Origin of the sequence: Poseidonocella sp. HB161398 (genome assembly GCF_005870025.1) — a bacterium.
Classification (GTDB): domain Bacteria; phylum Pseudomonadota; class Alphaproteobacteria; order Rhodobacterales; family Rhodobacteraceae; genus Mangrovicoccus.
On sequence record NZ_VATA01000021.1, the window covers coordinates 68,728 to 90,260 of the forward strand.

The following is a 21,533-nucleotide window of genomic DNA, read 5'->3' on the forward strand; positions in this document are numbered from 1 at the left end:
GCTTTCAGGATTTCGCGGGGAATTTTTGCTCTGCCGCCAGATGTGGCTCCGTTGCCCGGTGAAGCTTGGCCGCATGCTCGATGAGCCAGAGCGAGATGGCGGGCCAGGTTTCCCGGCGGCGCGTGTCGAAACTGCGAGGATAGGCGAGCGTCCTGACGATGCGGTTCGCCGGAGCGCCCCAGTTCAGATGAGCGCCGAAGGAGGCTTCGATTTCTGCCTTGCGGGCACGAAGGTGCTGGAAGATCGCATCGTTGCGGGTTCGGTCCTGATGGCCAAGACGCAGCTCGACCCTGGCGCATCTCTGGCCGACGGTCAGCCGGAATTCCACTCCGGCCAATGCCGTGGGCACCGCGACATGGGAGCCGCTCGATGAAGCCGCATGAGCGAAAAGCGGCACGCCCGCGGCGCGCATGCGGGGCAGGACATAGTTCCAGAAGTCCCGCCTGTGTTTTGCCGTCTCTTCGGGGATCCGCTTGCCCGGAAGAGTATCGGGTTCCCGGAAAAGCGTGGCCACCGGCCGGTACTCCGCGTCCTCCGGGCCGGGAATGACCTGTTCGAAGTCGAGAAACAGGCCGCTGGCCGCGGTGACCGGGGTGGCGCGGATGCATTGCAGGGCAACGCCCTGGTCGCGCAGCCAGAGCATGGCGGCACCGAGTTCCTTAGGGAAGTCGCCCGCGACCAGGATGATGCGCTGGCTGCGCGGCGGATTCAGCCTGAGTGGCCGCGCGTCGCCAAGCTCCAGGAAGTCCCGGATCCGCGCACAGGCGTCTCTGTTGGCGCCCGTCCTGTCGAGATAGCGCTGGTGGGCAGAGATGATCGCCTTGCCGTCCATCGCCGCGGCATGGGCAGCATAATGGGCCGCCTGCCAGAGGACGTCCCTGCCGGGCTTGTCCCGCTTGGTCTCGATCACCACCAGCCGGCCGGACCGGTCGAGCGCGAGAAGGTCCGGGCGGGACCGCGTTCCGGGAAGCGCGAATTCCTTTCCGAGAACGAGAAGATCCTCGCCGAGAGCCTCGGGACGTCCCGCGATCCATTCCTGCAGATGCACGCGTTCGCCGAGGCCGAGTTCGGGGAAGCTGCGCCGCTGGAGGGGCTCGATGCGGTTGCCCGCCGGGTCGATCTGAAACATGGGCCTGCATCCGCGGCGCCGGATCGGTTCACCCGGCCTGATCATCGGGTAGCACGGCCTGCACCGGCGGGGAAGCCGCCCGCAGCCGCGCGAGCCCCTCGGGACCGAAGTCCGATCCGGCGTCGATCAGGTGGCAGGCGGCGAGATCCAGCGCGGCGGCGAGCTTGTGGATGTTGTCGAGCGAGATGTTCTGCTCTTCGCGCTCCACCGCGCTGAGATAGGTGCGGTTCAGGTTCGCCTCGGCGGCCAGCCGCTCCTGCGACCAGCCGAGGGTCGCGCGGACGCTGCGCAGGTTGCGCGCGAGGTTGCGCCGGAGGGGAGAGGGAACGGTTCGCTTCACCCATAGGCTATTCGCCTCTTGCCGGTTTTAGCTCTACCGGTTTTAAGAGACATTCGTGAGACGCAACCGGAGAGGGAACGGAACCGGCATGGACGAGGCGAGACTTGTGGAACAGCTGAGGCGCATGCGGCCGGACGAGGCCTACAAGCGCGAGGCGGTGCGGCTGGCGAAGGCCTCGACAAAATCCGTCCCGGCGATCGCGCGGGAGCTGGGCATCGGCAACTCGACGCTCTACCGCTGGATCGCGAAGTATCCCGGCGGCTCGGAGGACAAGCCGCAGGTTCCCGCAAGGCGGAAACCGGTCCCTGGCAAAATGTCTGCCCGCAAGGCTTCGGCGGTCAGGGAACCGGATGAGCTGGACCGCCTGCGCAAGGAAAACCTGTTCCTGCGAGACGAGAACGACATCCTCCGCCGCGCGGCGCTGGCCTTTGCCCGGACCTCCTATCCGGTGCCGGACTGACAGGCGCCCGCGCGCAGCTTCCCGCAAGGGGTCGCGGCACGTCCGGGGCGCAGATCGCGCTGCGATCTGTCCCGGGTCCTCCGCTACGGATCGCGCCGCGGGTCGCGATCCGCTTGACGCTCCAGCCCCGCGCCCCGGAGCCTGTCGTGCCGCTTGACGGCGGCGGAACCGGCTCGGCCTGCGGCCTCGGCCGCCGTGTCTGCGACACGCCGTCCTCGCCAGCATCCGCCGGTGCCGCCGCCGTCAACCCCTTGCTGCCCTTGCGGAGCCGGGAGGAGAGCGTTCAGGTCCCGGGACTGTTGCCTTCCTCTGGCGTGAGTTCGCCCGACAGCATGCCGCGGGCAAGCTGCAGCCAGCGCGCGAGTCCGGTCCGGCCGCGATCCGAACGGGGCGGCGCGCTGACGGCACGCCGGAGCGCTCCTGCATCGCCGATCAGGACGACCTGCTCGGTTGCGCGGGTCATGGCGGTGTAGACGAGCGCGCGGTCGAGCGGCTTGCTGTCACGGACCGGGACGATCACCCGCTGCCACTGGCTGCCCTGCGCCTTGTGCACGGTGATCGCATAGGCCAGCTGGACATGAACCATGTCGGCCTCGGACAGATCATGCCGGATGCCGTCGAGTTCGGCTACTATCCTGGGTCCTGCAATGCTGACGATGCGGCCGAGCGCACCGTTCGTGAGGCCGCGCTCGGGTGCGTTCGCGATCCAGATCACGGGCTCGCCCGGTGCGACAGGCATGTCCTCCGGCCTGGCTGCGGCTTTCACCTGCGGATGCAGGGCGTGGAACCAGGCGTTGATGCGCGCGACATCGGCATTCGTGGGCGCGATGATCTGCATGTCGTCCCGTTCGGTCCCGGCGCGGCGGAACATCCGGCCGAGAAGCTGAAGTGATGCCGTCAGGTCTGCGGGTGCACAGGGCTCGAAGAAGGCGCCCGGCTCGGCCGCGACCGGACGCGGCAGTTCCGGCATGTGCCCGGTCCGCACCTCCCCGGCGATCGCCGGAATGCCCGTGGCCGCGGTCTGGCGCAGAACCTCGGAGAGGCGTGCATGCGGCAGAGCCGCGTCCTCGGCCAGGACATGGAAGACCGGACCGGGCGTCACGGGGGGCAGCTGCGCCGGGTCGCCGACGAGGATGAGCGAGGCCTCGCCCAACCGCCGAAGGAGCCGCCACATCTCGGTCACGCCGACCATCGAGGCCTCGTCGATGATGATCGCCTGCCGCCCGTCGAGCTGCCGCCCTGCCTGCTCCCAGGCGAAGCGCGCGACGGTGATGGCCGGGCGGCCCGTCACCTCGCGCGCCCGCCGCGCGGCGCGCCCGGCAAGGGTCAGGATCAGCGGCTTGCGGCCGACGGCTTCCAGCGTCGCGCAGAGCGCGCGCAGGGCCGTGGTCTTGCCCGAGCCTGCATGGCCGGACACGAGCAGCAGGCGGTGGCGGTGCGCCAGCCGGACAGCGTCGCGCTGCGCAGGCGTCAGCGGGAAGGGGCCGTTGCGGCTATCGGTGTCGATGAGCAGGCCGAGGAGCCCGGCCTCGGTCACCCCGGCGGCCGGGGGCAAGGCCGCGATTTCGGCGGTCCTCAGCGCGATCTCGGCCTCCATGTAGCCGAAGCCGGGCGGCTGCAGGTCCAGTCCGAGCGCGACGGCGGCGCGCGCGGCGATGGCGCGATCGGCGAGGCCGGGCGACGGCCGATGGCCGAGCCGCCTGGCCACCTTCTCCAGCAGGGTGCCGCGATCGACGGCCAGTGCCGCGTCCATCCCCTGCCGCAGCTTTCCGAGCTCCCATTCCACGGCGGCAATCTCGCGGCGCGGATCAGTTTCGCCGAGGCCCGACAGCCGTGCAATCTGTCCGGCCGCATCCCAGCCGGCGACGGGCAGAAGCAGCCAGGGGTTCCCGCGGACCTCTGCAAGTCCCTGTGGCCCCCAGGCTCTCGCGATCCGGCTGGCCTGCCAGGCCGGAAGGCGCGCGCCGATCTCCTCCAGCCAGCGGAAGAACGCCGCTTCCGCCAGCCTTTCGTCGAGCACCTCTGCGGCCCGCAGCGCCACCTCTTCGCCGAGCATGCCGACGATGCGGGCGTCCCCGCGCAGGATCGCGTCCTGAAGACCGGCACCGAACGTATCCGCGAGTGCTTGCGCGCGCTTCGGTCCGATCCCGGCAAAGGCGCGCTCGGAGGCCAGCCAGGCGGCGAAGGCTTCTGGCTGCTCTGGGACGACGCCGTCGGTGCTCATTCCGTGCCGTCGCCGGGCGGGGTGTAGCGGCCGCCGAGCGCGATCAGCTCCTCGACCATGGCATGGCGGCGGAGCTCTGCCTCGGCCCGGACAAGCCGCGCCCGCAATTCGGCGCAGGCCTTCTCCGAGGCCGCCAGCTCGCGCTTCACCGCCTGGTAGCGGGCCATCGGCACGGTGGCGTCGGCGCCCAGTTCATCAGGCAACTCTTCCTCCGGCGCCACGCTGCCCGGCAGCGACCAGGCGAGACCATGGCGCGCGGCATGCTCGGCGAGCAGGCGCCGCACCTCCGGATTGCCGGTGATCTGGCTGTTGCCGAGCCCGGCGCGACGCTTGATCTCGGCCTGCCAGAGCGCGCCTCCGCGCGCAGGCAGCGTTTCCCCGGCGGCCTCGCACTCCGCGATCAGCTGCGCGACCCGCCGGATCGCCTCGTCGCGCTTTTGCAGGTTCGAGCGGCGCGGGCTACTTGAGGCGCGAGACATTGCCGCCCTCGATCCGCTGCCTCAACTCGCTGATTTCCGCGCGCGCCGCCTGCAGCTCCCGCTTCAGCCGGTCGAGTTCGGCCCGGTCGCGCGCACGCTGCTCTTCCAGACGCAGCTTCTCGGCGAAGACCTCCGTCAATTCACCCCAATTCTTCTTCGCGGCCTCGAGATGCGTGTCGAGCTCGGCCTGGAGCTCGCGGAAGGCCTGCAGCGTCGGCGAGACATGGCGGTCCTTGCGCGGTCGGGCCAGTTCGGCGATGCGCTTCTGGATATCGGCGTAATCGTCGCGGTAGAGCAGGGCGGGGCTGCGCCCGGATTCCAGCGCCACATTCGTCTTGGTCAGCTTCAGCTTGCCGGTGGCAGCCTTGGCCTTGAGGTCCTTGCGCAGCGGCTTGCCCGCAACGATCCGGTCGATCGCGTCGTGGAAATCCGCCTTGACCTGCTCCGGCTTGCGCTGCTTGCGGGGGCTCGGCTCGCGCATCAGAGTCTCCTTTCGCGGCGGGGCCGCGTGCCTGCCTTGGCGAGCAGTTTTCCGGCGCGGTCCGCGGCTCGCGCTTCCAGTTCGGCAATCCTCTCCGGCGCGGTGCCAATCGCGGCCAGCCAGGCCCTTGCCTGCCCGGCCGTCGCCTGCGGCGCCTCGTAGACCGAGACCGGGTCTCCGGACTGGCGGCAGAATTCGACCGTCTCCGTCGCTGTCGCAAGGCGCTGTTCCCAGAAGGGCCGGTGGCGTTCGAGGACAACGAAATTCACGCAGCCGGTGCAGCGCGCGGGCGTCCGGTAGCGCTTGTCCGGACCGAACCCGTCGAAGAGCCGGTTGATCGTGCCGCCCGCCTTTCGGCATTCCTGGTCCGAGGCAAGGATCGAGACCGCCGCACAGAGGCCATGGGCCGCGTCCGAGATGGCAGAGGCCTTGAGGTCCTCTTTGAACCTGGTTCCATCTACCCGCGTGCGTTGCGCCCCTTCGTCGACCATCCGCCGTGTTGCGATCAGCCAGTCACGGACGATCCCGGCGGCATCGTCATCGGGCGCGTGTTCGAGCCGCTGGCGCAGCGCCTGCCAGTCGGACCGGACCGCGATCTCTTCGGCGCCGCGGCCGGCCAGCGCATTCTTCGCAAGCATCTCGAGAACATGGCCGATCGCCATCTCGGCCTCCATCGCGTTCGCCTGGAGGATCTGGTAGTCGTTGTTGGCATAGCACGCGGTCATCGCCTCTGACACGTGGCCATATTGCACGCGGATCTCCGGCAGCAGCTCCGGTTTGGCCGAATAGGCGAAATTGGCGAAGGTCTTGCGGATCATCGTCGAGCACAGGATCGCGCCCAGGCTGTCGCGCCATTGGCCGAGCCAGCCATCCTGGACCAGGGACGGGCTGTCATCGGGAAGCGCGGCCAGAAGCTCGCCGCAGGCTTCGGCGAGGAAGACCCGGTAGTTTTTGTTGAGCGTGCTGGTTTGCATCCGCCGGACGGTTCTCCCGCCTTGGGGGAAGCCATGGCTGTCCCAGATCAGGACAAGTGCGTTTCCGGCCTCGGGAGAGATATCCCTGAACTTGCGCATCTGCCTGCCCAGTTCCAGCAGGACCTCGACCGCCCGCCGGGCGGGGGGCTCCGGCGTGTTCACGCCACGAATGGCCGGCCTCATGCCGACGACGAAATCGTGCGGCTCGCGCAGGCCGCCATTGACCTTGGAGATGCTTCCTTTCAGGACGAGCATGTGCTTGGTGTTCTGCGCGACGAGCCGCTCCTCGAGGCAGAGCGGCATGCCGTATTTGCTGCGCCCGGCCGGCAGCGACAGCAGTTCGTCGGCGCGCATGCCCGAGCTCTGTTGCAGGATGGTCAGCGCCGCTGTCTGCACCATTCGCCACAGCTGGACGAGCCGCTCTAGACCGCCCTCGACCGCTTTGGGTTTCTTTCCGGGAACAAGCTCGAAGATTGGCGCCTGCCATGGAGCGCTTTCCCCCGGTAGCCGCGAAAACCGGAAGGCGGCAAGATCGCCTGCGGCCCTTTTCCTGGCGCCACCCGGGGACAGGCGATCGACTTCGCGCGCGTTCACGAATGCCGACATGTAGATCGATGTTGCCGCAATCACGTCCTCGGCCCTCGGTCCCAGCCAGTCCAGCGCCGCGTTGAGGAGCGGGATCGCGACCTCGTCCGGCATCGGCCGGTAGCTTTCGGACTCCTTCCGGCCAATTTCCATGGCCAGGTCGAGCCGGTCGCCGTAGCCGTAGGGGATTTCCGGCATGACCGGGCGGCCGAGCGCCGAGAGGGCCTGATGCGCCCGGAAGATCAGGGTCGCAGAATTGAGATGCCCTGCGGCGGTCCCCGGAGCGATCCGGTCCGGATCGCCGCCGAGCTGCGCCAGGAGGCTTGCCGCGAAACTGTCCGGATTGTCCAGCCCGCCATCGCGCCAGAGCCGCGCCTGGGTGAGAAACGAGAAATCCGGCAGGGCCTGCGCGCAGATCCAGGCAGCGAGGCGGCGCAGATACTGCCAGGCAGTGCGCAGCCGCCGTCCGGCCGCTTCGGGCGGGCTGGTTTCCTTCAAATGCCAAAGCACCAGCTTGACATCCAAAAGCAGCCACTCGCGCCCGGGGTCGGTGAGGCGGCCCTGGCCGAGCGGCAGCTCCGTCCCGAAATCGGCCGTGCGCTCGCTTTCCCAAGCCGTGCCGTCGCAGATCCAGACATTGCAGGAGAACTTCCCGGACTCCGGATGCGAACTGATCCGCAGGTCGGCGACCGAAAGGGTGGCGGTGCCCTGCTGTCCGAGCGCCAGGAGCGCTTCGGGCGGCAGCGGCGCGTTCAGGAGGCGGTTGATCGACATTCCCTAAGCTCCTTAGCCCGGGATCTGGACAGACGGCTTCGGCAGGCTGGCAGCCTGCCGGAGCGTGGCGTCGGGAACCTGCCGCAGCATCGCATCATAGGCAGCGAGCAGGCGGGCCGAGGTTCCGGGATCGAGCTCGGTCGCGCGCGCCGCCGCCTCGGCATAGGCGAGGGCATAGGCCACCTGCCTGGCGTCATCCGCGCGCAGGATGACAAGCGGGCAGGACGGGCAATGCCATTCGGCGCGGCAGAGCCGCCCCTGCTCCTGCCCCGGAAGCGGCGAGTCGTAAGGATCTAGGCAGCCGAAGCCCGGCGTCGCGCTGCGGATGTCGCTTCCGGCCGGCAGGAAACGTGGATCGATGCGCCCGTCCGTCATCGCCCAACGCTGCATCTGGCCCGGCATTTCCGCCAGGATCAGCCTCCGCCTTTCGGCTGTCTCTACGGAAACGTAGTGCTTGATCGTCGTGGACTGCTGCCGGTGACGCGCCTCCAGCTGGCCCACGGGCAGTTTCTCCGACCAGCGGATCACGGCGTCGATCACCGTCGGCCTCAGGGCCTTCGGCTGAAAACGATCCAATCCTGCATTCTCGATGAAGCAGGACAGCGCATCGTCGCCCCGAGAAGGTTTACTCTCGAGCAGTGCGTCTGGGTCGATAATGCGGCTCCCATTGCTGTTGCGAAGGGCTATTGCCAGGAAAACGCGGTCTTTCCAGATCGACGGTGCCACCGTCCGGGCCCGCGCCGTCATCTCGCGCAGAACCCGCAGGATCGAGCAGAGCGACAGCGGATCTGCCGGGTCCCCGGCCGGTTCCTGCCGCTTCTGCGCGCCGAATGACCGCCTCTTCGCCGGCACCAGAGTAATGATGTCGCCATCCTCGCGGATGTCGCTCCATTCGAGCCCGGTCAGCGTCGAGACATTCCAGCGGAGCCGGATCAGCAGGAGGATCAGGAAGGGCACGAGCTCGTAGCTGCGGCCCTGGAAGCACTGCACCACGTTTCCCAGTCCCAGGCCGCCACGCCTGGTGTCGAACAGCACGTGATACAGCATCGGGTCATGCGCCTGGGCTTGCCTGCTGGTCGGCAGCGGGCCGGGGCAGCGTCCGCCGATCCAGGCGAGGGCGCGCCAGCGATCGGCCATGAGCTCGGTGACATGCGGTGCACGGTCCAGGCACGCGCGGGCCGCCGAGATCCGCCTCTGGTCCGCATCCCATTGTTCGGTGATCTCGGCGACGTCCCGTTCCGCTGCCTCGTGGATCGCCTCCAGCCGGGCGTGGGACAGGAATTTCTCCGCTTCTTCAGCGTCCGATTTGGCGCTGTCCGAAGGCTGCTGGCTGCGCTTCGGCAGGTCGCGATAGATCGGCAGGTTGCGGATCTCATCGAGCGCCAAGGCGTCGTCAGGGTCGAGCTTGCCGCTCAGGGCCGCGGCTTCGAGAACGGAGCGGAGCGTCCCTGCGCGGTTGCGGCGTTCGTCGTTGCCGACGGACAAGGCCCTGAGGAAAATCGCGAAGGCCTCGAGATCGGCCGCCGCAAGGTCGCGGATGCCGATGTCTCGGCGGTGCGCCCCGCCGGGCCGCTGCGTGGTGCCGGCAAATTCAGCCCAGCCGCGGCGGAGGCGCCTTGCCAGCTGCCCGTGGCTACCGGCTGCTCCCTTGCGCACGGCATGCAGCAAGCCGGTCTCCAGGATCGGACGCAGCCCCTGGCCTGCGAGGAAGGAGACATTGTACTCCCGCCACGCCTTCACGCTGCCCTCCGGTTCGCGCACCGACAGGATGATGCTGCCGTCCGGCCCCTCTTTGATCGTCGCGTGATCCCATGGATCCTCCCCGCGGCTGTCCTCCCCATCCAGAAACTCGGCGATGGATTTCTGGCGCGACGGCAGCACGGGGCGGGCGCCTTCGTCGTGGCTGTCGGTCATTGGCTGTCCCGCCCCGCTTGCGCCCGCCGTTCGACGTCGAGCCCCTCGGAGAAGCTCAGCCAGCTGGAATATTGCTCCGTCATCACGGCGTACATCCCTTCGGTCGTCGCGATATCCTTGTGCCCCAGCTGGGCCCGGACCTTGGCCAGCGCCTGGACCCGGTCATCGAGCAGGCGCAGCCAGGAATAGTAGGTCTCGACGGCGCAGGTCGTGGACGCTGTGCCGCGCGCGCGGACGCAGGAGCGGCCTGCCGCTCCCGTCCAGCCGCTGGACCCCTGCTGCGGTCTTGCAGGGGACGAGCTCGAAGAGCCCGGCCCGGATGAAGAGGTCCTCCATCGCGCGCTGCAGGCCGCGGATCGACAGGGCCCGGCCGCGCGCCTTGCCGAGATGGACGACGAACAGCCCAGCGGGCTCGGGTTGTCGGCTCCCCTCCAGCGCCCGGTCGCGCAGTTCCAATGCGTATGCCTGAAGCTGCCGGAGCAGCTCCACCGGAAAGGACACGTCGCGGGTCTTGGCGAACTTGCCCTCCACAGACAGCTTGCGTGTCTCTGCCGGCCCGGCGCCCCGCAGGCGGAGCGCCATGATCTTTGCCACCGGCAGACCCTCCATTTCCTCGACCCGGAGTCCGGCGATGCGTCCGACGGATAAGATGAGCTGGTCGCGCATGTGCTGGTCGCGGCGCGCGCTGCCCTCATCCGCCGCGGCGATGCTCCTGGCGAGGGTGTCCTCCAGCTTGCGCAGATCGGATGCTGTCAGGGTTCGCGGGAGTCCGGCCGAGCTCCTTCCCCGACCTCCGCCAAAGCGGATCCGGTGGGGCCGGGCAATGTTCCCTGGTTGCCGCCGGTGCTGGAATGATGCAGGTCTGGCGCTCCGCCACGGCGATACCCGCGCTTGCGGAGCGCGCGGGGGCCAAGATCGCCGCGGAACCAGCCCTTCTCGGCAAACCATTTGTATATGGCGCAGACGTGGTAGATCTTGGCGGCGATTGTCTTCGGCGCGAGCCGTTCGCCGCGACGGGTCCGTGCGCCGCACCCCGCCAAGGCCAGGCATTTGCGACGCTGCGGTTCGCGGGCATCCAGTAGGTCAAGGGCATGTCCCGGCTGCGTCCCGCGGCACATTGAGGCCACCGGATGTCCGGCAAGCTCCCGCATGCCGCGGGGCGGGCGGCAATCTAGCCGCGGAGGGCGTCCCGGACGGCCGATCGCAGGGCGGGCAGGAGCTCGGCCTCGAACCAGGGGTTGCGCTTCAGCCAGGCATTGTTCCGCCAGGAGGGATGCGGCAGCACGAAGGTGCCCGGCGCATGGGCGCGCCAGCCGGAGACGATGCCGGAGAGCGGGCCCTTCAGCCCCAGATGCCGCTTGATCGCGTAGCCGCCGATGACGAGCCGCAGGGGGACCGGACCGATCTCCTCGAGCACCGCGCCATGCCAGGTCTCCCAGCAGACCGGCGGGGGCGGCAGGTCGGCGCCGCGCGCGTCGTAGCCCGGGAAGCAGAAGGCGGTCGGCAGGACGGAGACGAGGCTGCGGTCGTAGAAGGTCGCCGCATCGATCCCCATCCAGTCGCGCAGCCGGTCGCCCGAGCGGTCGAAGAAGGGCTTTCCGGCCTCGTGGACGCGCATCCCGGGCGCCTGGCCCGCGACCAGGATGCGGGTGCCGGGGCGGAACCAGGGGACCGGCCGCGGCGCATGGCGCGTGGCGGTCGCCGCGAAGCGCGGCGCGCAGAGGCGGCAGGCGGAGATCCGGCCGGGCAGGTCGCCATCTGGGCCGGAATCGGGCGGGGCAGGGCGCATGGCCGGTGTCATAGCGCGGCGCCGCGCCCGCGGCCAGCCCGGGGCGCAAGCTGGACAAGAGGGGCCCGCTGGGCGACACTTTGGCCATGTCGCATTGGCCCCTTTCTCCGCAGGACATTTCCCGCCCCGCCTATCGCAGCCTGGCCCAGGGCATCGCCGCGGCGATCGGCTCGGGGCGGCTGCGCCCCGGAGACCGGCTGCCGCCCCACCGCAACATGGCCTGGCGCCTCGGCGTCTCCGTCCAGACTGTCAGCCGCGCCTACGAAGAGCTGATCCGCGCCGACCTGGTCTCGGGCGAGGTCGGCCGCGGCAGCTTCGTCAAGCACGCTGCCAGCGCCGCGGGGGCGATGCCCTGGCATAGCGGCGGCGGCAGCGGGCGGGCGCCGATCGACCTGTCGCTGATGACGCCGGTGCGGCTGCCCGAGATCGCCGATGCCTGGACCGCCTCGCTGGAACGGGTGGCGCGCGACCTGCCGGAGGAGGCGATGCATTCCTTCGAGCCGGACGCCATGTCCGCGCGCCATGGCGAGGCGGCGGCCACCTGGCTGGCGCGCTGCGGGCTCGACCTGCCGCCGGCGCGCATCCTGATGACCAATGGCGTCACCCCGGCGATGTCGGCGGCGCTGCTGTCGGTGGCGGGGCCGGGCGAGGTGATCGCCACCGACCCGGTCACCAGCCACAGCCTGATGCCCGCGGCGCGCAACCTGCACCTGCGGCTGCAGGGCATTCCCGGCGACGGGGCGGGGATGCTGCCCGAGGCGCTGGAGGCGGCGGCGGCGGCCTCGGCGGGGCAGATGAAGGCGGTGTTCCTGCTGCCCTCGGGCGCCGGGCCCGAGGCGCGGATCATGCCCGCGGCGCGGCGCGAGGCGCTGGCAATGGCGGCGCGGCGCGCGGGCCTGTGGATCATCGAGAGCGATCCGGCCGGGCCGCTGGTGCCGGATCTGCCGCTTCCGGTGGCGCGCTTCGCGCCGGAACGGGGATTCTACCTCACCGGCCTGACCAAGTGCCTGTCGCCCGGATTGCGGCTGGGATTTCTCGCGATGCCCGAAGCGATGGCGGATTGCACGGCCGGCAGGCACCTGTCGATGGCCTGGATGGCGACGCCGCTGATGGCCGAGATCGCCGCGGACTGGATCGCCAGCGGCACGGCGGAGGCGCTGATGGCGCTGCAGCGCGCCGAGCTGGCGCGGCGCAACCGGCTGGCCGTCCGGATGCTCGGAGCGGGCGCCTCGGGGCATGCCCATGGCATGCACCGCTGGCTTCCGCTTGCAGACGGCGCCAGCGAAGATGCCTTGCTGGACCGGGCCCTGCAGCGAGATGTCGCGCTCACCCCGGGGGCGGCCTTCGCGGTCTCGCCACGGCCTCCGGCGGTGCGGATCTGCCTCGGCAGCAGCACGGCGGGAGACCTCGAGGACGCGCTATCGCGGGTTGCGCCGCTCCTGCGGGCGGCCTCGGGAGTGGCCGGATCCCCAGCCTGACAAGGCGTTTCCGGCGGATTGTCATGGGTCAATGTTCGGATTGACATGAGATTGGCCAGCTTTGAGGCTTGGGGCAGTCAGAGCGGGACATGGGGCCCGCCGTACCAAGAACGGCGCCGTTCAAACCGCTTCGGCGCAGGACAAGGGGAATGACAATGACCTATATTCGCACTTTTGCCGCCAGCGCGCTTGCCCTGGCGGTCGGAGCAGGCACGGCCGGTGCCGACACCTGGCGCTACGCGTTCGAGGAGGCCATGGACGAGGTCCAGGGCAAGTTCGCGCAGAAGTTCAAGGAGGAGATCGAGGCGAATTCCGACCATTCGGTCCAGCTCTTCCCGTTCGGCACTCTGGGCGAGTCTGCCGACATCATGGAGCAGGCGCAGTCGGGCATCCTGCAATTCGTCGACCAGTCGCCGGGCTTCACCGGGGCGCTGATCCCCGAGGCGCAGGTCTTCTTCGTGCCCTACCTGCTGCCCTCCGACGAAGAGCAGCTGGTCAGCTTCTTCCGCAACTCGAAGGCCATCCACGAGCTCTTCCCGCCGCTCTATGCCGACCAGGGGCTGGAGCTGCTGACCATGTTCCCCGAGGGCGAGGTCATGATGACCACGACCGAGCCGGTCTCGGGGCCCGCGGATCTGGACGAGGTCAAGTTCCGGGTGATGACGAACCCGCTCCTGGTGGAAAGCTACCAGGCCTTCGGCGCGACGCCGACGCCGCTGCCCTGGGGCGAGGTCTACGGCGCGCTGCAGACCGGCATCATCCAGGGCCAGGAGAACCCGGCCTTCTTCATCGAGTCGACCAAGATGTACGAGGTGACCGACTACATCACGCGGGCGGGGCACAACAACTTCACCACCGCGGTGATGGCCAACAAGGAGTTCTTCGACGATCTGCCCGAAGAGGACCAGACCGTTGTCCAGAACGCCATCGAGGCGGCCTTCGACTACATCATCGACTACCAGGACGGGCTGACCGAGGCGTCGCTGGAGAAGATCAAGGAAGCCAAGCCCTCGATGACCATCACCACGCTGACCGAGGAAGAGCGCGCGCCCTTCAAGGCCACCGCGGATTCGGTCGAGGCCGAGTTCCTCAAGATCGGCGGCGACCAGGCGCAGGCGATCCTCGACCAGATGAAGGCCGATCTCGCCGCGGCCGGCGACAGCTGAGCCGCTACGGCTGACGACAGAGCGGGCGGAGCGGCGGCAAGACCGCCCCGCCCACCGCACGGCCCCCTCCCCAGAGCCATCAAGGATCGCTGCCATGACTGCAGATTCCCCAGGCGCGCCCGCACCCAGCCGGGATATCGACCCGGATATCATCGCCGATGCGCAGGTGCCGGGCGTAGACGACGATATCGACGATTCCAAATACGTCTCCGGCCTGCCGGGGATCCTCGGCACGATCGACGCGGCCGTCGCCCGGATCGAGGCGGTGCTGCTGGCCGCGGGCGTGCTCTTGATGGCGCTGAACACGATCGCCAATGTGGTCGGCCGCTACGTCGTGGGGCAGAGCCTGTTCTTCTCCGAGGAGCTGAACCAGGCGCTGATCATCCTGATCACCTTCGCCGGCATCTCCTATGCTGCGCGCCATGGCCGCCATATCCGCATGTCGGCGATCTTCGACGCGATGGCGCCGCCCTTGAGAAAGCCGCTGATGGTGGTGATCGCGGTCACGACCGCGGCGGCGATGTTCCTGCTCTGCTGGTACTCGATCGACTACGTCACCACCCAGGCCTCGCGCGGGCGGCTCCTGCCGGCGCTGCAGATCCCGGTATGGTACATCATCGTCTGGGCGCCGCTGGGCTTCTTCCTGACCGGGCTGCAATACGCGCTGACCGCGGTGAAGAACGTGCTCGACAAGGACATCTGGCTCTCCACCTCGACGATGGAAGGCTATGACGATACCGGCGAAGAGGAGGTCTGAGCGATGAGCCTTGCCATTTTCGGCACGATGATCGTGCTTCTCCTGCTCGGCTTCCCGATGATGATCCCGCTGATCGCCGGATCGCTGATCGGCTTCGTCTCGCTCTTCGGCGGGCTGGGGCAGCTCGACACGATGGTGCAGCAGATCCTCGCCGGCATCCGTCCGGCCAGCCTGATCGCCGTGCCGATGTTCATCTTCGCCGCCGACATCATGACCCGCGGCCAGTCGGCCACGCGGCTGATCGACCTGGTCATGGCCTTTGTCGGGCATCTCAAGGGCGGGCTCGCCGTCTCCACCGCCACCGCCTGCACGCTTTTCGGCGCGGTCTCGGGCTCGACCCAGGCGACCGTGGTCGCGGTCGGCGGCCCGTTGCGCCCGCGCATGCTGAAAGCGGGCTACAAGGACAATTTCGTCCTGGCGCTGATCGTCAACGCCTCCGACATCGCCTTCCTGATCCCGCCCTCGATCGGCATGATCATCTACGGCGTGGTCTCGGGCACCTCGATTTCCGAGCTTTTCATCGCGGGCATCGGCCCGGGTCTGCTGATCCTGGTGATGTTCTCGGTCTATTCCTACTTCTACGCCAAGCGCCACAATGTGCCGACCGAGCCGAAATCGAGCTGGGCCGAGCGCGGGCAGGCGGTGCGCCGCGCGCTCTGGCCGCTGGGCTTCCCGGTCATCATCGTCGGCGGCATCTACGGCGGCATCTTCTCGCCCACCGAGGCGGCGGCGGCCTGCGTGCTCTACGCGCTGTTCCTCGAGATGGTCATCTTCCGCGAGATGTCGGTGAAGCAGCTCTACGCCACGGCGAAATCGACCGGCCTGATCACCGCGGTGGTCTTCATCCTGGTCGGCGCGGGCGCGGCCTTCTCCTATGTCATCAGCTTCGCGCAGATCCCGCAGCAGGTGCTTTCGGGGATCGGCATCGACCAGATGGGGCCCTACGGGATCCTCTTCACCATCTCGATCGCCTTCTTCATCGGCTGCATGTTCGTCGACCCGATCGTGGTGATCCTGATCTTCGTGCCGATCTTCGCCCCGGTGGTGCAGTCGGCCGGGCTCGATCCGGTGCTGGTCGGCACGATCATCACGCTGCAGGTCGCCATCGGCAGCGCCACGCCGCCCTTCGGCTGCGACATCTTCACGGCGATCGCCGTCTTCCGGCGGCCCTATGCCGAGGTGGTCAAGGGCACGCCGCCCTTCATCCTGATGCTGCTGTCGGTCGCCGTGCTGCTGATCTTCGTCCCCGAAATTGCGCTCTTCCTGCGCGATCTGGCCTTCGCGAAGTGAGGAGAGGGACATGTTCAAGAAAATCCTGCTGGCCTATGACGGTTCCAACGGCGCCTGGAGCGCCCTGGAGAAGGCCTCCGAAATGGCGGTGCTGACCGGCGCGCAGCTGGTCGTGCTGACCGTCTACCGGCACCATTCGATGCTCGAGGCGTCGCTCTCCATGGTGCGGGGGGCGGCCGAGAATGCCGCCAATCTCGACGACATCATGCGCTCGGTGTCGCGCGAGGCGGCCGAGACCGCCAAGGCGCGGGCGCAGGAGCTGGGGGTGGGGACCGTCAACGCCTTCATCAAGGGCGGCCCCTCGGCGCGGACCATCGTCAATTTCGCCCGCGAGAAGGGCTGCGACCTGATCGTGGTCGGCTCGCGCGGGCTCGGCTCTTCGGAGGGCTATATGCTGGGCTCGGTGAGCCACAAGGTCACCAGCCTGACAGACACGCCCGTCCTGGTCGTCTGACCGGGGTGATGCAATGCGCAATGATACGGTCAAGCGGTTCGGGCTTCTCGCCCTGGCCACCGATCTGACCATCGAGGGCGATGCGGCGCAGCTGATGCCCCCGGGCACCCGGCTGCATGTCGCGCGGCTGGCCTTCGAGAACCCGACCACGCCCGAGACCCTGCGCCGGACCGGCCCGCGGCTGGCCGCGGCGGCCGATCTGGTCGTGCCGGGCGTGCCGCTGGAGGCGATGATCTTCGGCTGCACCTCTGCCGCGGCGGCGCTGGGCGCGGAGGTGGAGGTCGCGCTGGGGTCCCGCGCGCCGGTGGTGACGCCGCTCTCGGCGGCGCGCCGGGCGCTTGCCGCGCTCGGGGCGGGACGGATCGCGCTGATGACGCCCTATCTGACCGAGACTGCGGATCTGGTCGCCGGCTGGTTCGCCGCGGAGGGGGTGGAGGTCGTCTCCAGCCTGTCGCTCGGCCATGAGGACGACCGCGAGATGGCGCGGATCGACCCGGCCGAGGTGGTGGCCGCCGCCTGCCGCGCCGACCATCCGCGGGCCGAGGCGGTCTTCCTCTCCTGCACGGCGCTGCCCGCGCTCGGCGTGATCGGCGAGATCGAGGCGCTTCTCGACAAGCCGGTCATCAGCTCGAACCAGGCGGCCTTCTGGGCGGCGCTCGACCTGGCGGGGATCCCCGCGGCGGGACCGGGGACGCTCTTTCGCATCAGGGAAGGATGGCGGACATGGTGACGCTGGAGGAGATCCGGGCCGCGCAGGCGCGCATCGACGGGCTGGTGCGGGTGACGCCGATGCGGCTCTCGCCCGCGCTCTCGGCGGTGGCGGGCGGGCCGGTCTGGCTGAAATGCGAGCACATGCAGGAAACCGGCGCCTTCAAGCTGCGCGGCGCGACCAATGCGGCGGCGCGGCTGGGCAAGGTCGCCGGGGTCACGACCGCCTCGACCGGCAATCACGGCCGCGCGCTCGCCCATGCGGCGCGCCAGCTCGGCCTGCCGGCGGTGATCTGCGTCTCGCGGCTGGTCCCGGCCAACAAGATCGCCGCGATCGAGGCGCTCGGCGCCGAGGCGCGGGTGACCGGCGCCAGCCAGGACGAGGCCTTCAAGGAGGCGCGGCGGCTGGAGCGCGAGGAGGGCTTCGCGCTGATCCCGCCCTTCGACCATCGCGACGTGATCGCCGGGCAGGGGACGCTGGGGCTGGAGATCCTCGCCCAGCTGCCCGATGCGGCTGCGATCGCCATCCCGCTTTCGGGCGGCGGGCTGCTGGCCGGGGTGGCGGCGGCGGCAAAGGCGGTCAATCCGCGGATCCGCATCATCGGCATCTCGATGGAACGCGGCGCGGCGATGGCGGCGAGCCTCGCGGCCGGGCATCCGGTCGAGGTCGAGGAGCTGGAGACCCTGGCGGACAGCCTCGGCGGCGGCATCGGGCTGGAAAACCGCCTGACCTACGCGATGTGCCGCGACCTGATGGACGAGCTGATCCTGGTCAGCGAGGCGGAGATCGCCCGGGGCATCCGCTTCCTCGGCCGCGAGGAGGGCGAGACGGTGGAGGGCGCGGCCGCGGTCGGCGCCGCCGCCGTGCTGGCGGACAAGCTGCGGGCCGCGCCCGAGCCGCTAGTGCTGCTGCTCTCGGGGCGCAATATCGATCCGGCGCAGCACCGCCGCATCCTGGAGGGGGAGACATGAGCGAGATCCGCATCCTGCACGAGGACGCGCTGCGGTCGCGCATCCGGCTCGACCGGGAGGCTGTCGACGTGGTCGAGGAGGCCTTCGCCCGGCTGGCCGAGGGCGGGGTGGAGATGCCGCCCGTGCTGTCGATGCACATGCCGCAGGTCAATGGCGAGGTCGACGTCAAGACCGCCTACGTGCCCGGCCTGCCGGGCTTCGCGGTGAAGATCTCGCCGGGCTTCTTCGACAATCCGTCGAAGGGGCTGCCCTCGACCTCGGGGCTGATGGTGGTGCTTTCCTCCGAGACCGGGCGGGTGCGTGCGGTGCTTCTGGACAACGGCTACCTGACCGATGTGCGCACGGCCGCGGCCGGCGGCGTGGCGGCGCGGCACCTGGCGCGGCCCGATGCCTCGCGCGCGGCGATCTTCGGCGCCGGGCTGCAGGCGCGGATGCAGCTCGGCGCGCTCCGCCTGGTGCGGCCGGTGGCCGAAGCGGTGATCTGGGCGCGCAATCCCGCCCGGGCGCAGGCGCTCGCCGCCGAGATGTCCGGACCCGGGCTGTCCGTGCGCGCCACGGCCGACCCGGCGGAGGCGGCGGGATTTGCCGATATCATCGTCACGACGACCCCCGCGACCCGGCCGGTGCTGATGGCCGACTGGCTGCGCCCGGGCCAGCATGTCACCGCGATGGGAAGCGACCAGGCCGGGAAGGGCGAACTCGACCCCGCTTGCCTTGCCCGCGCCGACCTCTACGTTGCCGACCGGGTGGCGCAGACCCGCAAGATGGGCGAGCTGCGCGCCGCGCTGGAGGCCGGGACCATTGCCGATGACGGGACGCTTCCCGAGCTGGGCGACGTGATCACCGGCCGCCATCCGGGGCGGCAGCATCCAGACGAGATCACGATCGCGGATCTCACCGGCACCGGCGTGCAGGACACCGCGATTGCCACACGGGCGCTTGCCGCCTTCGACGAGGAATGAGCGATGAACAAGCTCCAGAGAACACCCGAACGCTATACGACCGAGGAGTACGAGGCGCGGCTGGTGAAGATCCGCGCACGGATGGAGCGCGACGGGCTCGACGTGCTGATCCTCTCGGATCCCTCCAACATGGCCTGGGTGGCGGGCTATGGCGGCTGGTCCTTCTATGTCCACCAATGCGTGGTCGTCGGCCCCGACGGCCCGCCGGTCTGGTACGGCCGCGGCCAGGACGCGCAGGGCGCCTACCGCACCGTCTGGATGCAGCGCGACCGGGTGATCGGCTATCCCGACCACTACGTGCAGTCGACCGAGCGCCATCCGATGGAATACCTCTGCGCCAAGCTGATCGAATTCGGCTGGGACAAGGGCCATATCGGCGTCGAGATGGACAACTACTGGTATTCCGCGCGGGCGCATGAGCGGCTGCAGCACGGGCTGCCGAACGCGACCTTCCACGACGCGACCGGCTTCATCAACTGGCAGCGCGCGGTGAAATCCGAGAAGGAGCTGGACTACATGCGCTCCGCCGCGCGGCTGGTCGAACGCATGCACCGGCGGATCGCCGAGAAGGTCGAGGTCGGGATCCGCAAATGCGACCTGGTCGCGGACATCTACGATGCCGGGCTGCGCTATGACGACTGGGAGGGCCATGGCGGCGACTATCCGGCGATCGTGCCGCTGCTGCCCTCGGGGCCGGATGCCGCCGCGCCGCACCTGACCTGGGACGACCTGCCGATGAAGCCCGACGAGGGGACCTTCTTCGAGATCGCCGGCTGCTACCAGCGCTATCACGTGCCGCTGTCGCGGACGATCTACCTGGGCAAGCCGCCGGGGCACATCCTGGATGCCGAGCAGGCCGTGCTGGAGGGCATGGAGGCCGGGCTTGCCGCGGCAAAGCCGGGCAATCTGTGCGAGGACATCGCCAAGGGCTTCTTCGCCGCGCTGGAACGCCACGGCATCGAGAAGGACAACCGCGCGGGCTATTCGATCGGGCTGAGCTATCCGCCGGACTGGGGCGAGCGCACCATGTCGCTGCGCCGCGGCGACAAGACCGTGCTGCAGCCGGGCATGACCTTCCATTTCATGACCGGCCTCTGGATGGAGAGCTGGGGCTACGAGACCACCGAGTCGATCGCCATCACCGAGGGCGAGCCCGAGATCTTCTGCAACATCCCGCGCAAGATGCTGATCAAGGACTGACGGCGCGGCGGGGGCGCTCCGCCGTCCCCGCCCGCCAGCGGCACCAGCGGGATCCGGCGCAGCCCCGGATTGGAGGGCCGGCCGCCATGGACCGGGCTGCCCGGGAAAAAGAAGCTGGCCGGGCAGGTCTGCGGCGCGGTCCCGCCGGCCAGGCGGAAGCTCAGGATCACCGGCAGCGTGTCCCCGGGCCCCGCGGAATAGCCGCAATTTGCCGTAGCTGGGCGTTGTTGCAGAACTCAGTCTGCAAAGGAGTCACATCGTGAAACCATGCGGTTAGACGAGGTGCATGAGCAAGCCTGCACCTGCCCGCGACCGCGCGACGAACTGGTCCAGCTACACGGCTTCGCTTCGCGAGCGCGGGTCGCTATTGATCTGGCTGGACAAGGAGATGACCTGGCTCGCGCGGCATGACGGCCGCCCCGCATTGTTCTCGGAATGAGGAGGATCAGCAGACGGTCCGGGGGACCGTCTGCCCGACGAATGCGATCCAGTTCTGTCTGACCATGAAGGTCCTGTTCAAGCTGCCGCCCCGGCAGGCGACCGGGATGGCTGCCAGCCTGCTGAAGTTGGCGGGCCTGGACTGGGCGGTGCCGGACGACACGACCCTGTGCCGTCGGCAGAAGACGCTCGCCGTCCAGATCCCGTATCGGCGCGCCGATGGCCCCCTGAACCTGCTGGTCCCCTCTCGGGCATTGCTGCGCAATGCCCTGCCGGGCAGCGGACAGCACCGGCATCAAGTTTCTCGCTGAATGAAGAGGACCGTAGCGCCAGTGGCGCCGCGAAAGCCCGATGAATGAGTGGCTGGCGCGCAAGCACGGTGTTCAGGGCCGTCGTCAATGGCGCAAGGTGCATCTGGCCATGGATGCCGCCACGTCTGGCATCCGCGCCGTGGAATTCACTCCCGGCAGCGATGGTGACAGTCCTATCTTGCCGGAACTGCTCAACCAGATCCCCGAGGGCAAAGAGATCGGCACCGTGACCGCCCCTCTCGGCAGATTGCTGCGCAATCGCCTGCCGGGCAGCGGATGGGGCGCATGACACGCGCCGTTGCCACGCCGCCCTCATCGACCGTCAGGCCACGCCGATCATCCCTATCCGCAAAAGCGGTCGGCCGTGGAAAGGGAACTGCCCTGCGGCAATCACCCGAAACGAAACCCTTCGCGCCACCCGGCACTATGGCAGGGCGTTCTGGACGCGATGGACCGGATACCATGTCCGAAGCCGGATCGAGGCGAAAATGCGGTGCCTCAAGGCCTTCGGCGAGCGCATCGCCGCAAGAAATCCGGACCGGCAAACCGCCGAAATCCAGATCCGCATCGCCCTCGTCAACCGGTTCAATGCGCTCGGCACCGCTGAGATCGTCAGCGTGGCATGACGTCGACGGGGAAAGGCGCTAT

Annotated in this window: 19 protein-coding genes and 1 pseudogene; 11 read left to right on the plus strand and 9 right to left on the minus strand. The window is 69.0% G+C overall.

All coding sequences use genetic code 11. The features are described from left to right. Positions 1-4: 4 nt before the first annotated feature. Together FGX59_RS17540 and FGX59_RS17545 are read right to left on the minus strand one after the other, a co-directional pair. Positions 5-1,129, minus strand: coding sequence for a DUF4268 domain-containing protein (locus FGX59_RS17540; RefSeq protein ID WP_171060690.1), 1,125 nt, complete (start codon positions 1,127-1,129; stop codon positions 5-7). Between the two features lie 28 nt (positions 1,130-1,157). Further along, a complete protein-coding gene (locus tag FGX59_RS17545) occupies positions 1,158-1,469 on the minus strand; it encodes a helix-turn-helix domain-containing protein (RefSeq protein ID WP_138468439.1) in 312 nt (103 codons plus the stop codon). Between the two features lie 106 nt (positions 1,470-1,575). Between FGX59_RS17545 and FGX59_RS17550 the strand changes: the two genes are divergently transcribed. Further along, positions 1,576-1,929, plus strand: coding sequence for a transposase (locus tag FGX59_RS17550; protein ID WP_171060691.1), 354 nt, complete (start codon positions 1,576-1,578; stop codon positions 1,927-1,929). A 283-nt stretch (positions 1,930-2,212) separates the two neighbouring features. On the opposite strand, the gene FGX59_RS17555 is transcribed toward FGX59_RS17550, so the two are convergent. The 7 genes from FGX59_RS17555 to FGX59_RS17585 form a co-directional block, all read right to left on the minus strand. Then, positions 2,213-4,153 (minus strand): AAA family ATPase, encoded by a 1,941-nt coding sequence (locus FGX59_RS17555; RefSeq protein ID WP_138468441.1) that lies wholly within the window; start codon positions 4,151-4,153, stop codon positions 2,213-2,215. Next, positions 4,150-4,632, minus strand: a complete 483-nt coding sequence (locus FGX59_RS17560; protein WP_138468442.1) for a hypothetical protein — start codon at positions 4,630-4,632, stop codon at positions 4,150-4,152. Before FGX59_RS17560 ends, FGX59_RS17555 begins: the two co-directional genes overlap by 4 nt. Continuing rightward, positions 4,613-5,113, minus strand: coding sequence for a hypothetical protein (locus tag FGX59_RS17565; protein WP_138468443.1), 501 nt, complete (start codon positions 5,111-5,113; stop codon positions 4,613-4,615). Before FGX59_RS17565 ends, FGX59_RS17560 begins: the two co-directional genes overlap by 20 nt. Further along, complete coding sequence (locus FGX59_RS17570) at positions 5,113-7,446, minus strand: hypothetical protein (protein WP_206078377.1); 2,334 nt, start codon at positions 7,444-7,446, stop codon at positions 5,113-5,115. Before FGX59_RS17570 ends, FGX59_RS17565 begins: the two co-directional genes overlap by 1 nt. Before the next feature lie 12 nt (positions 7,447-7,458). Continuing rightward, entirely contained in the window at positions 7,459-9,360 is a 1,902-nt protein-coding gene (locus FGX59_RS17575) for a hypothetical protein (protein ID WP_138468445.1), read from the minus strand. A gap of 162 nt (positions 9,361-9,522) precedes the next feature. After that, positions 9,523-10,026, minus strand: a complete 504-nt coding sequence (locus tag FGX59_RS17580; protein WP_138468446.1) for a hypothetical protein — start codon at positions 10,024-10,026, stop codon at positions 9,523-9,525. A gap of 505 nt (positions 10,027-10,531) precedes the next feature. Beyond that, complete coding sequence (locus FGX59_RS17585; protein ID WP_138468447.1) at positions 10,532-11,149, minus strand: uracil-DNA glycosylase family protein; 618 nt, start codon at positions 11,147-11,149, stop codon at positions 10,532-10,534. An 86-nt stretch (positions 11,150-11,235) separates the two neighbouring features. On the opposite strand from FGX59_RS17585, the gene FGX59_RS17590 reads away from it, so the two are divergent. From FGX59_RS17590 to FGX59_RS17635, 10 genes and pseudogenes are all read left to right on the plus strand, one after another. Continuing rightward, positions 11,236-12,627, plus strand: a complete 1,392-nt coding sequence (locus FGX59_RS17590) for a PLP-dependent aminotransferase family protein (RefSeq protein WP_138468448.1) — start codon at positions 11,236-11,238, stop codon at positions 12,625-12,627. Between the two features lie 149 nt (positions 12,628-12,776). Further along, positions 12,777-13,793 (plus strand): TRAP transporter substrate-binding protein DctP, encoded by a 1,017-nt coding sequence (dctP, locus tag FGX59_RS17595; RefSeq protein WP_138468449.1) that lies wholly within the window; start codon positions 12,777-12,779, stop codon positions 13,791-13,793. A 94-nt stretch (positions 13,794-13,887) separates the two neighbouring features. Next, complete coding sequence (locus tag FGX59_RS17600; RefSeq protein ID WP_138468450.1) at positions 13,888-14,550, plus strand: TRAP transporter small permease; 663 nt, start codon at positions 13,888-13,890, stop codon at positions 14,548-14,550. 3 nt (positions 14,551-14,553) lie between these two features. Beyond that, entirely contained in the window at positions 14,554-15,840 is a 1,287-nt protein-coding gene (locus FGX59_RS17605; protein ID WP_138468451.1) for a TRAP transporter large permease, read from the plus strand. A 10-nt stretch (positions 15,841-15,850) separates the two neighbouring features. Next, positions 15,851-16,294 carry a universal stress protein gene (locus FGX59_RS17610; protein ID WP_138468452.1) on the plus strand — a complete coding sequence of 148 codons (444 nt, stop codon included), beginning with the start codon at positions 15,851-15,853 and terminating at the stop codon, positions 16,292-16,294. A 13-nt stretch (positions 16,295-16,307) separates the two neighbouring features. Next, positions 16,308-17,024, plus strand: coding sequence for an aspartate/glutamate racemase family protein (locus FGX59_RS17615; RefSeq protein ID WP_138468453.1), 717 nt, complete (start codon positions 16,308-16,310; stop codon positions 17,022-17,024). Beyond that, positions 17,009-17,974 (plus strand): hydroxyectoine utilization dehydratase EutB, encoded by a 966-nt coding sequence (gene eutB / locus FGX59_RS17620; protein WP_138468454.1) that lies wholly within the window; start codon positions 17,009-17,011, stop codon positions 17,972-17,974. The genes FGX59_RS17615 and eutB overlap by 16 nt, the downstream gene beginning before the upstream one ends. After that, on the plus strand, positions 17,971-18,936 hold the full coding sequence (locus FGX59_RS17625) for a cyclodeaminase (protein ID WP_138468455.1): 966 nt from the start codon (positions 17,971-17,973) through the stop codon (positions 18,934-18,936). The genes eutB and FGX59_RS17625 overlap by 4 nt, the downstream gene beginning before the upstream one ends. 3 nt (positions 18,937-18,939) lie before the next feature. Further along, positions 18,940-20,136, plus strand: coding sequence for an ectoine hydrolase DoeA (gene doeA, locus FGX59_RS17630; protein WP_138468456.1), 1,197 nt, complete (start codon positions 18,940-18,942; stop codon positions 20,134-20,136). Between the two features lie 286 nt (positions 20,137-20,422). Beyond that, positions 20,423-21,511, plus strand: a pseudogene (locus tag FGX59_RS17635) (IS5 family transposase). The last annotated feature ends 22 nt before the right edge of the window (positions 21,512-21,533 follow it).

What these genes read in the sequence shown, in the direction of transcription:
- FGX59_RS17540 (WP_171060690.1), bottom strand. Translation starts at nt 1,129, where the DNA reads ATGTTTCAGATCGACCCGGCGGGCAACCGCATCGAGCCCCTCCAGCGG.
- FGX59_RS17555 (WP_138468441.1), bottom strand. Translation starts at nt 4,153, where the DNA reads ATGAGCACCGACGGCGTCGTCCCAGAGCAGCCAGAAGCCTTCGCCGCC.
- FGX59_RS17560 (WP_138468442.1), bottom strand. Translation starts at nt 4,632, where the DNA reads ATGTCTCGCGCCTCAAGTAGCCCGCGCCGCTCGAACCTGCAAAAGCGC.
- FGX59_RS17565 (WP_138468443.1), bottom strand. Translation starts at nt 5,113, where the DNA reads ATGCGCGAGCCGAGCCCCCGCAAGCAGCGCAAGCCGGAGCAGGTCAAG.
- FGX59_RS17570 (WP_206078377.1), bottom strand. Translation starts at nt 7,446, where the DNA reads ATGTCGATCAACCGCCTCCTGAACGCGCCGCTGCCGCCCGAAGCGCTC.
- FGX59_RS17575 (WP_138468445.1), bottom strand. Translation starts at nt 9,360, where the DNA reads ATGACCGACAGCCACGACGAAGGCGCCCGCCCCGTGCTGCCGTCGCGC.
- FGX59_RS17580 (WP_138468446.1), bottom strand. Translation starts at nt 10,026, where the DNA reads ATGCGCGACCAGCTCATCTTATCCGTCGGACGCATCGCCGGACTCCGG.
- FGX59_RS17585 (WP_138468447.1), bottom strand. Translation starts at nt 11,149, where the DNA reads ATGCGCCCTGCCCCGCCCGATTCCGGCCCAGATGGCGACCTGCCCGGC.
- FGX59_RS17590 (WP_138468448.1), top strand. Translation starts at nt 11,236, where the DNA reads ATGTCGCATTGGCCCCTTTCTCCGCAGGACATTTCCCGCCCCGCCTAT.
- dctP (WP_138468449.1), top strand. Translation starts at nt 12,777, where the DNA reads ATGACAATGACCTATATTCGCACTTTTGCCGCCAGCGCGCTTGCCCTG.
- FGX59_RS17600 (WP_138468450.1), top strand. Translation starts at nt 13,888, where the DNA reads ATGACTGCAGATTCCCCAGGCGCGCCCGCACCCAGCCGGGATATCGAC.
- FGX59_RS17605 (WP_138468451.1), top strand. Translation starts at nt 14,554, where the DNA reads ATGAGCCTTGCCATTTTCGGCACGATGATCGTGCTTCTCCTGCTCGGC.
- FGX59_RS17610 (WP_138468452.1), top strand. Translation starts at nt 15,851, where the DNA reads ATGTTCAAGAAAATCCTGCTGGCCTATGACGGTTCCAACGGCGCCTGG.
- FGX59_RS17615 (WP_138468453.1), top strand. Translation starts at nt 16,308, where the DNA reads ATGCGCAATGATACGGTCAAGCGGTTCGGGCTTCTCGCCCTGGCCACC.
- eutB (WP_138468454.1), top strand. Translation starts at nt 17,009, where the DNA reads ATGGCGGACATGGTGACGCTGGAGGAGATCCGGGCCGCGCAGGCGCGC.
- FGX59_RS17625 (WP_138468455.1), top strand. Translation starts at nt 17,971, where the DNA reads ATGAGCGAGATCCGCATCCTGCACGAGGACGCGCTGCGGTCGCGCATC.
- doeA (WP_138468456.1), top strand. Translation starts at nt 18,940, where the DNA reads ATGAACAAGCTCCAGAGAACACCCGAACGCTATACGACCGAGGAGTAC.